The organism is Bacillus sp. JHAA (genome assembly GCF_036961585.1).
Lineage (GTDB): Bacteria > Bacillota > Bacilli > Bacillales > Bacillaceae > Bacillus > Bacillus velezensis.
This window is the reverse complement of record NZ_JBAMDE010000016.1, coordinates 1-13,349: the sequence shown is the minus strand read 5'-3', so window position 1 is coordinate 13,349 and position 13,349 is coordinate 1. Positions and strand designations below refer to the sequence as shown.

Annotated in this window: 3 protein-coding genes; all 3 read left to right on the top strand. The window is 49.4% G+C overall.

Annotation, left to right across the window (positions count from 1 at the left end; genetic code table 11):
• Positions 1-4,060, top strand: a 4,060-nt coding sequence (locus V7728_RS20165; protein ID WP_335371374.1) for an amino acid adenylation domain-containing protein, incomplete at its 5' end; no start/stop codon positions are given.
• Positions 4,061-4,085: 25 nt separating this feature from the next.
• Complete coding sequence (locus V7728_RS20160) at positions 4,086-11,783, top strand: non-ribosomal peptide synthetase (RefSeq protein WP_099566787.1); 7,698 nt, start codon at positions 4,086-4,088, stop codon at positions 11,781-11,783.
• A gap of 15 nt (positions 11,784-11,798) precedes the next feature.
• The coding region (locus tag V7728_RS20155; protein WP_335371373.1) for a condensation domain-containing protein at positions 11,799-13,349 on the top strand (1,551 nt) is incomplete at its 3' end.

Sequence of the window (13,349 nt, the reverse complement as noted above, 5' to 3'; positions counted from 1 at the left end):
AATGCGCCTTCAATATAAAGACTATGCCGTCTGGCAGCGGTCGTTTCAGGAGAAAGAAGGGTACCAGAAGCAGGAAGCCTACTGGCTGAAGCGGCTAGAAGGAGAGCTTCCGGTGCTTGAGCTTCCGGCTGACAAGCCCCGTCCGGCTGTCAGAAGCTTTGCGGGCGGCAGCGTATCGTGCACGCTTGACGCTGAAACGGCATCCGGCCTTCACCGAATCGCCCGGGATCACGGCTCCACTTTGTATATGGTGCTTCTCGCCGCGTACAATACGTTACTCGCGAGATTGAGCGGGCAGGAAGACATCATCGTCGGCTCGCCGATTGCCGGGCGTCCGCACAAAGACCTTGAACCGATTCTCGGCATGTTCGTCAACACGCTCGCCATCAGAACGGAGCCGAAAGGAGACAAACGGTTTACCGATTACTTGGCGGAAGTCCGCCAGGCCGCGCTTGAGGCATATGAGCATCAGGACTATCCGTTTGAAGAGCTAGTGGAACGGCTCGGGGTGCAGCGGGACATGAGCCGCAATCCGCTGTTTGATGCGATGTTTATTCTTCAGAATATGGAGCGAGAGGAAATAAATCTGGCCGGTCTGAAGGCGTCACGATCAGAGCATACCGAACATGATGTATCAAGTTTTGACCTGACCTTATCAGCGGCTGAATCCGATGGAAACATCCGCTTTGAAATGGAATTCAGCACCGAGCTTTTTAAGAAAGAAACGATTGAACGCTGGATGGGCCACTTACTGAATCTCTTGCGCCATGTTGCCGCCGAACCGGAAGTCACACTATCGAAAGCTGACATTTTGGATGAAGAAGAAAAACAAAAGTTACTGATTGAGTTTAATAACACACAAACCGAATTCATGGAAAAACACAAACTGTTTCACCAGCTGTTTGAAGAGAAAGCAGAAGAAACGCCTCATCAGACCGCTGTTATTGAAGGAGCACAACAGATCAGCTATTCGCAGCTTAATGAGCGGGCAAATCGGCTTGCGCGAACATTACACAAAAATGGATTCGGTCCGGGAAAAAGAGCAGCTATATTGGCAAACCGCTCGATTGAAGCGATCGTCAGTGTTCTTGCCGTCATGAAATCGGGAGGGGCGTATATACCGGTTGACTCCCATTATCCCGAGGAACGGATTCGCTATTTATTAAAAGACAGCGCGGCATCCGTCTTGATGGTGCAGTCAGAATACAAAGAACTTGCTTCACAGCTGACGGATAACAATTTATTTCTCATTCAGCTCGATCATGAAGATCAATACGATATTTGTGCAAAGAATATTCAGCCGGCAGCGTCACCGGATGATACTGCATATATCATATATACTTCGGGAACAACGGGAACGCCGAAGGGAGTCGAAGTCAGAAATCTCAGCTTTACGCATGCAGCACTTGCATGGCGGAAAATTTATGAGCTTGATCGTAAACCAGTCCGAGTGCTGCAGATGGCGAGTTTCTCATTTGATGTATTTTCAGGGGATCTTGCACGTGCCCTGCTAAACGGGGGAACGCTTGTCATTTGTCCGGATGACGTCCGGCTTGAGCCACAACAGCTTTATCGGCTCATTGATCAGCACCGTATCACGTTTATGGAGTCGACACCCGCGCTGGTAGTTCCGTTTATGGAATATATATATCGCCGGAAGCTCGCGCTGCAAAGTGTAAAAATACTTGTACTGGGTTCAGATATGATCAAGTCGCAGGATTTTTATACGCTTCATGAACGCTTCGGAAAAGAAATGCGGATCATTAACAGCTACGGTGTAACAGAAGCGACAATTGATTCTTCGTATTATGAAGCCGAAATGAGCGAAGAGCCGCGGGAAGATGATGTGCCGATCGGTGTTCCGCTTCCGAATGTGCAAATGTACGTCTTAAACAAAGACAAACAGATCCAGCCGATCGGCGTTTTCGGAGAGCTGTATATCGGGGGCGCCGGCGTCGCAAAAGGATATTGGGGACAGCCTGAGCTGACAGAGGACGCATTCAGTGACCCGTTACAAACGGGAGAAACGCTTTACAGAACCGGAGATCAGGCTTGCTGGCTGCCGGATGGTACTCTTCGTTTTCAAGGGCGGATTGATAAGCAGGTAAAAATCAGAGGCTACAGAATTGAGACGGGAGAAATTGAAAGTGTGCTTTTGAAACACGATCAAGTCAAAGAAGCGGCTGTTACCGTGATGAAAGATGCTGAAGGACAAGCCCGATTAGCGGCATACATCGTTCCTAAAGAGGCCGATATCTCATCACTTCGCCAGTCTCTTATGCAGGAGCTCCCGGCTTATATGATGCCGTCTCATATTATCGGTTTAGACAGCATGCCCCTGACACTGAACGGCAAACTTGACAAATCGGCACTGCCGGCAGAAGAGATACATTCAACACAGGCATTTGTCGCGCCCGGCGATGAAAAACAGGAGATGTTATGCCGGATTTGGGAAGATGTGCTTCATGTTCAGAAAGCGGGAATTCATCACTCTTTCTTTGAGCTTGGGGGAGATTCCATTAAGGCGCTTCAAGTGTCAGCCCGACTCGCGGGAGAAGGCTGGAACATGTCGATCCGCGATTTGTTTCAGTTCCCGACGATTGCAGAACTCGCGAAGCACCTCATGCCGGCTGTTGCAACGGCTGATCAGGGGCCGATAGAAGGAAGCGCTCCGCTGACACCGATCCAGCAGAGATTTTTTGAGGAGCCGGGTGCGTTTGAGCTTCATTATAACCAAGCGGTCATGCTGTGCAGTGAAGACAGCCTCGAAATAGATGCGCTGTATCAGGCGGTTTGCGCGCTGACAGAACATCATGATGCGCTGCGAATGACTTTCACTGAAAATGAGCATGGGGAAACGGTTCAATATAATCGCGGAATCACAAAGCAGTATGAAGAAATCTTTACGCTTAACGTCATAGATATTTCAGAAGAAACGCAGCCCGAAAAACGGATAGCCGCTGAGGAAAAAGAAATACAGCAGGCTATGCGTCTTGATCAAGGGCCTCTGCTTCATCTCGGAGTGTTCCGGCAGAAGGAAGCCGACCATCTTCTTATAACGATTCATCATCTTATCGTGGACGGCGTGTCATGGAGGATATTGCTTGAAGATCTGCAGACAGCTTATCAGCAGGCATTGGAAGGCAAACAAATCAAACTGCCGCCGAAAAGCGATTCTTATATAAAGTATGCCGAAGAGCTTTTTGACATTTCCAAAAGCAAAGCATTGCTGGAGGAAGCCGCATACTGGGACAGCGTGATGTCTAGTGAAACAGCGCCGCTGCCGAAAATAACTGATGAAAACGCCGGACGATTGCAGGAAAACGCGCGCACGGCATCGTGGATATTAAGCAGCGAAGTCACGAAACAGCTGCTGTTGGAAACACAGCAGGCATACGGAACGGATGTTCATGAATTGCTTTTAACGGCGCTTGGAATGGCGCTTCATGAGTGGACGGGTTCTGAACAGATCCTTATCAGCACTGAAGGGCACGGGCGCCAAGGGCATATGCCTGACATTGATATGTCAAGAACAGCAGGATGGTTTACATCTGTTTACCCGGTGCTTTTGGATATGAGAGTGCCGGGCGGCTCAGGCGAAAAAACCGCTCACCGCATAAAGACGGTAAAAGACATGATGAGACGGGTTCCTTATCACGGAACCGGCTACGGGCTGTTGAGATATTCGCGAAACATTCTTTATAAAGACCCAGAAATAAGCTTTAACTATCTCGGTGCGTTTGACGGTCTTGAGGGAACGCTGAAGATGTCACCGTTCAAGCCGCAGCATGATATAGCGGCCGGGCGCATCCGCGAGTTTGATCTGGATATTAACGCGATGGTGGCGGCCGGGCAACTGGAGGTAAAAGCCGTTTATACCGATGTATTTGCACCGGGGGCAATCGAGTTCTTCATGAATCGTTTCCATACTCACATCGAGGACATCATCGCCCACTGTTCCGGCAAGAAAGAGCGGGAAAAAACATTAACGGATTACAGCCATACAGAATTGACCGCTCAAGCACTATCAAGCATTGAAGATCTCGTAAAAGGACTTTAATTTCATAAAAAGGTGTGTGGCATTCGTGACACAAGCGACAGAAATTCAAGATATTTACCCTTTATCATATATGCAGGAAGGCATGCTGTTTCATTCGCTTCTGGATTCCGGATCAAACGCATATGTCGAGCAGATTTCGTTTACAGTCAGCGGGGATTTATGCATTGATACATTCCAAAAAAGTCTGGATATGCTTGTCAGCCGTTATGATATTTTCAGAACGATTTTCATAAAAGAAGTGCCTGACCTTGAAGGGCCGCAGCAGGTTGTCCTTTCACGCCGTGACACAGCCGTACAGACTGAGAACATTTCAGATTATTCGGAAGAACAGCAGCAAAACATCATTAAGGAATTCAAGGAAACCGACCGGAATAAGGGCTTTGATCTGCAAAAAGGCCCCTTAATGCGCCTGACTCTTTTTCAAACGGGAGAAAACCGCCATACATGCGTTTGGACTCACCATCACATTATGATGGACGGCTGGAGCTTGGGCATTGTGCTGAAAGATTTCTTCAGCATGTATTATGCGATCCGAAACGGGCGGCCTGTAAACCTCAGCAGTCCGGCTCCTTACAGTTCTTATATCAAATGGCTCCGAAGCCGGAATAAAGAAGAAACGTCAGCGTTCTGGTCGCGCTGCTTGGAAGATTACGGAGAAGTCGTTTCCGTTCCGCAAACGAAGAATAAGCCGGCGCAAAACGGTTATGCATCTGAGCATTTTCAATTTTCCCTTGAGTCTGAAACCGTGCAAAAGCTGACAGACATTGCCCGAAGCACCGGGGTCACGCTGAATACTTTATTTACGAGCATTTGGGGACTGCTTCTCCACCGTTACAACGGCACTGAAGATGCGGTATTCGGTTCAGTTGTTTCCGGCAGGCCGTCAGCTATCGCCGGCATCGAATCCATGGCCGGACTGTTTATCAATACCGTGCCGATAAGGGTGCGCGCGGCTCGGGATATGACTTTTTCTTCTCTTCTCAAAAAGGTGCAGAAAGAGTCACTCGCTGCGGAAGAGCACAGCTATTATCCGCTTTATGACATCCAAAACGAGAGCGGCCTGCAACAAGATCTCTTGAACCACATCCTGGTTTTTGAGAATTATCCGGTTCAGATGCAGACTGCGGTAAACGGCTGGAAGCAAACGGAAAGCAGTGCGCTCTCACTTGAAAACTTTTCGATGGCGGAAGAAACCAATTACGATCTTAACGTCGTCATCGTTCCGGGAGAAGAGTTTTATGTGAAATTCAGCTACAATGCGGGCATCTACGATCGGGAAGACATGAAACGGATCAAAGGGCATATTCTGGAGGTCATCTCCTGTGTAACGGAAGATCCGGACAGGCTTTTATCAAGCATCAGTCTCGTGCCTCCAGAGGAAGAAGCCTTGATTCATTCGTTTAACGAAACGAACCGTCCGTACCCTGAGACAACCGTTCATGGGCTGTTTGAAGAACAGGCGGCAAAAACGCCTGACCAAGAGGCGTTGAGATATAACGGGGTAAGCTGGAGCTACAAGAAATTAAATCAGCGGGCGAATCAGATTGCGCATGCGTTAAGGGAAAAAGGCGCACGCCCCGACCAGATCACCGCTGTTATGCTGCGCCGATCAATGAGTACGGTTGCCGCTCTGCTCGGAATTTGGAAGTCGGGCAGCGCCTATATGCCGATTGATGCGGAATTCCCGCCTGAACGGATTTCATTTTTACTGAGAGACAGTGAAGCCTCACTGCTCGTGACTGAAAAAGACCTGCTCCCCCTCATTCCGCCGCATTTCAAGGGCAGCGTCGTCATCATGGAGGAAACGGTTTCCCAGCAGACTTCACCGCTTCCGCCGGTATCTGACAGCGGAAATTGGGCGTATGTCATTTACACCTCCGGAACGACAGGCCGGCCGAAAGGGGTGCTTGTACAACACAAAGCGATCAGCAATACATTGCAATGGCGGCGTGAAGAATACGGGATGACAGAAGGGGACATAGCGCTTCATCTTTTTTCATACGTATTTGACGGGTCATTAACGAGTCTTTTCACTCCGCTTCTGTCGGGCGCCTGTGTATTGTTAACTGATGAAGATGATGCGAAAGACGTCCTTTCAATAAAACAGAAAATCACCCGACACGGAGTGAGCCATCTTCTGATCGTTCCGTCTCTGTATCGCGTTCTGCTTGATTCGCTGACGAAAAAGGATGCGCAGACGCTTCGGGTGGTGACATTTGCCGGGGAAGCGGCCACTCCTGATATCGTGGAAGCGAGCCGCGGCATATGCCCGAATGCCGAGCTGCTGAATGAATACGGCCCGACGGAAAACAGTGTGGCCACGACGATTCTGCGCAACCTGCAAAAAAGCAGCCGGATTACGATCGGGCGCCCGATTGCCAACACTTCTGTCTATATGATGCACGGAGATCGGCTGCAGCCGGTCGGAGCCGTCGGTGAACTGTGTATTTCCGGAAAAGGTCTGGCGGACGGATATTTTCAGCAAAAAGAGCTGACGGACAAAGTCTTTACCCCTCATCCGTTTCGTGAAGGTGAACGGCTTTACAGAACGGGAGATGCAGCCCGATTTTTACCGGATGGAACGATTGAATACATGGGACGCTTTGACGATCAGGTGAAGGTAAGAGGTTACAGAATTGAATTAGGAGAAATCGAAACGGCACTCAGAAGTCTGTCCGGGGTAAAAGAGGCGGCAGTCACCGTGCGCAAAATGGCGGACGGGGAACAGGAGCTTGCAGCTTATGTCGTACTGGAAAATGCGGGTGTGACATTTAAACCGCACGCTGAATTGGCCGGGAGATTACCTGCTTATATGATACCGGGAAGCTTTACCAAATTAACGGAAATGCCGCTGTCTGTGAGCGGAAAACTTGATCGGGCCGCACTTCCTGAGCCGAAAGAAGCCGAGAGAACCGGTGATTATCAAGCTCCGCGCACAATGCTTGAGACTGAGCTGCTGTCTATTTGGCAAGAAGTGCTGAAACGGGAACACATCAGTATGAGAGATGATTTCTTCCAAATCGGCGGACAGTCGCTGAAAGCCGCGTCGCTTGTTTCAAACATACATAAACGGCTGCAAATTGAACTTGCCGTCCGCCATGTTTTTGAACATCCGACCATCGAGAGCATGGCCCGCTTCCTTGAACAGAGGAAAAGAGGAGAATATGCAGAAATCACGCCTGCTGTGGCAAAGGACTTGTACCCGCTATCTTTTGCGCAAAAAAGGCTCTATGCCCTTCATCAGCTTGCAGCGGACAGTACGGGCTATCATATGCCCGCTTGTCTGGAACTGAGCGGCAGACTCAACCGGGATCGCCTGCACGAAGCCTTTTCAGCGCTGTTACAAAGGCATGAAGCGTTACGCACTTCATTTGTTTTACGAAACGGGGAGCCGATGCAGCAAATACATGCACATGTCGATCTTGACCTCACAGAGATTCACATGCCATCCGGGAACCTTCTTCAAGAGGTGATGGAAACTTTCGTCAAACCGTTTGACGTGGAAAAAGCGCCGCTTTTGAGAGTGACTTTAGCCAAAGTTACTGAAGAACGTCATTTTCTGCTGCTTGATATGCATCATCTTATCGCAGACGGTGTGTCAATGAGCGTTCTGATTCAAGAATTGACGGATTTGTACAGAGGAAAAGAGTTGCGGCCGTTAAAACTCCAGTACAAAGATTTTTCCGTCTGGCAGCATGAGCGGTTTGCCGCTGAAGAATTCAAAAGACATGAGCGTTATTGGCTGGAGACGATCGGGGAAAACATTCCCGTACTTGATCTGCCGCTCGATAAAAAGCGCCCGCAGCTTCCTGATTTCAGCGGGTCCGCGGTTCGAACGCGCCTTCAAAAGGAAACGGCGGAGAACTTGCGCCAGCTCATGGATGAGACGGGTTCGACACTGTATATGATTCTTTTGGCAAGCTACTCCTTGTTCCTTTCTAAATTGAGCGGGCAGGAAGACATTGTCGTCGGTTCACCTGCGGCCGGCAGAAGCCGCGCTGAGCTTGACGGGGTCATCGGCATGTTTGTAAATACCGTGGCAATGAGAAGCAGGCCGAAAGGGGATAAGACATTCCGCGCTTATTTAGAAGAGGTGAAAATGCTCGCCCTCGGCGCGGCCGAACATCAGGACTTCCCGTTTGAAGAACTTGCCCAAAAGCTTGATACACACCGGGAAGTCAATCGCAATCCGCTGTTTGATGCCATGCTCGTTTTGCAAAACAGTGATGATTTCGAAGTGAACCTTCCGGGCTTATCCGTTTCTTCACATGCAGTGAAGCATGACATTTCAAAATTCGACTTGACGCTTCATGCCGAGGAACGGCCGGATGGCTCACTGGATTTTCATTTTGAATACAGTACCGCGTTGTTTGAAAAGGATACGATCGAACGGTGGGCCGGTCATTTTAAAGAGCTTTTAGGACAAATCGCATCGGATGATGAGCGGAAGCTGTCTGACATTCATTTGCTGGGCATAAACGAGCGGCAGATGCTTCTTCAAGCGGAAAATCAAACGGCGGAGTATCCGAGGCATGAAACGATTGTCAGTTTATTTGAAGCACAGGCGGAAAAAATGCCGGATCAAATTGCAGCCGTCATGTCTGATGAGCGTCTCACCTACCGCGAGCTCAATGAAAAGGCGGATCGAATCGCCGATATGCTGTCGGAAAACGGCATCCGCTCCGGACAGATTGTCGGAATTATGACCGAACGATCTCCGGATATGCTGATTGGGATTCTCGGTATTTTAAAAGCGGGAGGTGCTTATCTGCCGATTGATCCTGACTATCCGGACGAGCGGATTTCATTTATGCTGACTGACAGCGGCGCGCGTGCTCTGTTGACGCAATCGGGTCTTGGGATATCCGGAATGGACGGGCTGCCGGTTTTATACATCGATAAGCCTGAATCCGTTTCAGCAGACAGAACGAAAGAAATAATAACGCCTGAACAGCCGGCTTACGTGATTTACACATCGGGCACAACCGGAAAACCGAAAGGCGTTATGACGGAACACCGCAATGTCATCAGTCTTATCACACATAAAGGACTGCCGTTTGATTTCGGCTCTGAAGACGTCTGGACGCTGTTCCATTCCTATTGCTTTGATTTTTCTGTCTGGGAAATATTCGGCGCGCTCTTATACGGCGGAAAGGTAGTTATCGTGCCGAAAGACACAGCCCGTGATCCGTATTTGTACCGGCAGCTGCTGCAAAGTGAAGGCGTAACGGTGCTGAACCAAACGCCGACGGCTTTTTCCGGACTCATTCATGAAGAGGCCGGGCATACGGACAAGCTGAAGCTTCGATATGTCATTTTCGGCGGAGAAGCGCTTCAGCCCGGCATGCTGAAAAGCTGGAAAGAGAAGTACCCGGAGACGGAGCTTGTTAATATGTACGGTATTACGGAAACCACGGTTCACGTCACATGCAAAAAACTGAATATGGATGATATTGAGAGAAACAAAAGCAATATCGGCAGACCGCTGGAAACCCTTCATGCTTTTGTTATGGACGCCTATATGAATCCGCAGCCGATCGGAATTCCCGGTGAGCTTTATATCGGCGGGGAAGGCGTCGCGAGGGGATATGTAAACAGGGATGATTTAACCGCCTCCCGTTTCATCACGAATCCGCACGTTTCCGGCATGCGGCTCTACCGGACGGGTGATATCGCCAAAAGACTCTCAAATGGAGAGCTGGAATATGTCGGGCGGAAAGATGCGCAAGTAAAAGTCAGAGGCCACAGAATTGAGCTGGGAGAAATTAAATCAGCGCTGCAAGAGCTTTCCTCCGTGAAAGAGGCCGCCGTGATCACACGTGCTGATCAGCACGGTCAGCACTCCATTTACGCATACGCGGTCTTACACGGGAACGAAAAGATAAAAGAAGCAGAGATTCAGGCCTCTCTCAGAGCTTTTCTGCCGGAATATATGATTCCCGCCCGCTTGATAGAGCTTGATGAACTGCCTCTGACGGCGAATGGGAAGCTGGACGAGAAGGCGCTCCCGCAGCCTGAATTAAATGATAGCCTTGGAGATGATATCAGCCTGAGAAATGAAACTGAAGAAATGATGGCTGACATTTGGGAAGAACTCTTAGGTGTTGAAGGCCTCGGCCCCAATGCTCATTTCTTCCATCTCGGCGGGGATTCGATTAAAGCGCTGCAAGTATGTGCGAGGCTGAAACAGCAGGGCTATGAAACGACCGTCCGCGAGCTGTTCGAGCATCAGACACTGGGAGAAGTATCGATGCGGCTCCGGAAAGTCCGCCGCGTGATTGATCAGGCTCCCGTCACGGGAGACGTGCCGCTGACGCCGATCCAGCACTGGTTCTTGTCGCAATCATTGCCGCATGATCATTTTAATCAGTCCGTAATGCTCCGCAGTGCGGACAGAATCAATGAATCTGCTATGAGAAAAGCGTTGGCACAGCTCGCGGTTCATCATGACGCATTACGGATCGTATGCGGCACGCAAAACGGATCGGTGACTCAATACAACAGAGCGGAAAACCTTTCTGAAGAAGAACTCTTTACGTTTGAAACGCATGACGTGAGAGGGAAAGGGTCATTACAAGAGGAGCACGCCGCAATTGAACAGGCGGCCGCCCGTATTCAAACTTCCATTCGGCTGGAGACGGGTCCGCTCGTAGCTGTCGGATTATTTCACGCTAATGATGGCGATCATCTGCTGCTTTCTATTCATCACCTTGTCATTGACGGTGTATCATGGCGGATTTTATTTGAAGATCTCACCGCGTGCTACAGGCAGGCGCTCGCAGGAAAAGAAACCGCGCTTCCGGCAAAAACCGATTCCTATCAGACTTACGCGAAGCAAATCTCTGATTATGCAAAAAGCCGCCGGCTGTTACAGGAAGCAGACTACTGGTCCGAAAGAGAAAGAGCGGCGGTCGAACCGCTTCCGAAAGATGCCCGCATCTCTTCCAATCTTCTGAAAGATACAGATGTGATGACCGTTACATTGACGAAACAGGAGACTGAGCAGCTGTTAACGGAAGCGAACAGAGCATACACAACAGAGACGGGTGAATTATTGCTTGCCGCGTTAAGCCTTGCGCTGAACAGATGGACCGGAAACGAGACATTCAAAATCAGCATGGAAGGCCACGGAAGGGAAGAGCACTTGGAGCATCTTGATATCAGCAGAACCATCGGTTGGTTTACGTCAATTTATCCGGTATTGGTTGACGCAAGTTTTCAAGATCAGGCTGATGACGGCGAGCGGCTCGGCTATCACATTAAGCGGACAAAAGACATGATGCGCCGCATTCCGCATAAAGGAGCGGGATACGGGGTGCTGAAGTATATAAGCAAACTCTGGGAAGAGACTGAATCCGATTCTCCTGAAATCAGTTTTAACTATCTGGGACAGTTTGACCGTGAAATCCGTTCCAGCGGCTTTGGTGTTTCTCCCGTAAAAGCGGGAAATGAAGTCAGCCCAGACTGGGAACGTCCGTACACACTTGATATCAGCGGCTCCGTATCGTCGGAATGTCTCAGCATGCATGTCGTGTACAACCGTTTTCAGTATCAAAAAGAAACGATTGAAGTTTTGACGGGATATTTTCATGCCTTTCTCAAGCAAATCATCACGCATTGCACAGGCAAAGAGGAGCGTGAATGGAGCGCCGCTGATTTCAGTGACGAGGAGTTAACGCTGGAAGATCTGAGTGACATTATGGGAGCCGTCAACAAACTATAGAAAAGGAGTGGCGCAATGGGGCAGCAACCGGAAATACAAGATATATATCCTTTATCTTTTATGCAGGAGGGCATGCTTTTTCATTCTCTGTTGGATCATGACTCAAGAGCCTACTTCGAACAAGCGGTGTTTACGATCAGCGGACAGCTTGACCGGGAACGATTCCAAAAAAGTATAGATGCTGTTTTTGAACGATACGATATTTTCCGTACGACATTTATTCATAAGAATGTGGCGAAGCCCCGCCAAGTCGTGTTGAAAAACAGGCCGAGCCGCGTTCAGTTTCATGATATTTCTCATTTGGACGAGAAGGCACAAGATAAATATGCCGACCGATTCAGAAAAGAAGATAAAGATAAAGGCTTTGATTTGCAATCAGACCCTCTCATGAGAGTCTCCATTTTGAAAAAAGCGCCTGAACGCTATGTTTGTATATGGAGCCATCATCATATCGTCATGGACGGCTGGTGCTTCGGAATTGTCATGAAGGAATTTCTGATGATCTATCAATCTCTCGGAGACGGACGGCTCCCGTCTCTCGAGCCTGTTCAGCCATATGGAAAGTATATTAAATGGCTCATGAAGCAGGATCGTAAAGAAGCCGAGATTTTTTGGAAAACGAGACTTGCCGATCTTGAGCAATCGGCGTCTCTTCCGAAAAAATCTGCAGAACCAAATGGCGAACTTGAGCAGGCGGTTTTCACCATTTCTGAAGAGCAGACAAATGAGCTGAAGAACATTGCGGCAAGGGCGGGAGCAACGCTGAATACAGTGTTCCAGGCACTGTGGGGCCTGTTGCTGCAGCGTGTCAGCCGCTGTGATGACGCCGTTTTCGGTTCTGTCGTTTCCGGCCGGCCGTCGGATCTCGCAGGCGTGGAAAAAATGGTGGGCCTGTTTATTAATACGATTCCCGTGCGGGTGAAAAGCGGTTCATTTTCTTTTCTGGAGCTCGTCAGGCATTTGCAGCAGGAGACGCTGCAAGCAGAAGCGTACAGCTATTATCCGCTGTATGACATTCAGGCGCAAAGCCCTTTGAAGCAAGCGCTGTTTGACCACATTATCGTGTTTGAAAATGTGCCGGCCCAGCGTGAAATTGAAAATGTGAGTCAGGCAGGTTCATTTGATTTTGCGGTAGAAGATTTCACGATGGAGGAAGTCACAAACTACGGATGCAGCATAAAGGTGATTCCGGGAAATTCTCTTTATATCCGCTTAAACTTTGATACCGGTATATACGATCGTGTTTTTATGAAGAATATTGAAACATTTTTACGGCATATGATGAAGTCAGTCATTTCCGACCCTGAAATGAGCGCCTCCGAGATCGCATTGCTTGATGCGTGTGAAGCCAGAAATATGCTGGATGCGTTTAACCGTACAGAAACGGTTGAACCGCCGGCTCCGACGCTTCACGGGCTGTTTACCCGCCGTGCCGCGCTTTCGCCGCATCGTCCGGCGCTCCGTTTTCCGGGCGGTATGCTGACGTACGCCGAGCTTGACCAGTACACAGACAGGCTCGCCGTTCGGCTCCGACAAAAAGGCGTCCGCAAAGAAAGCATGGTCGGC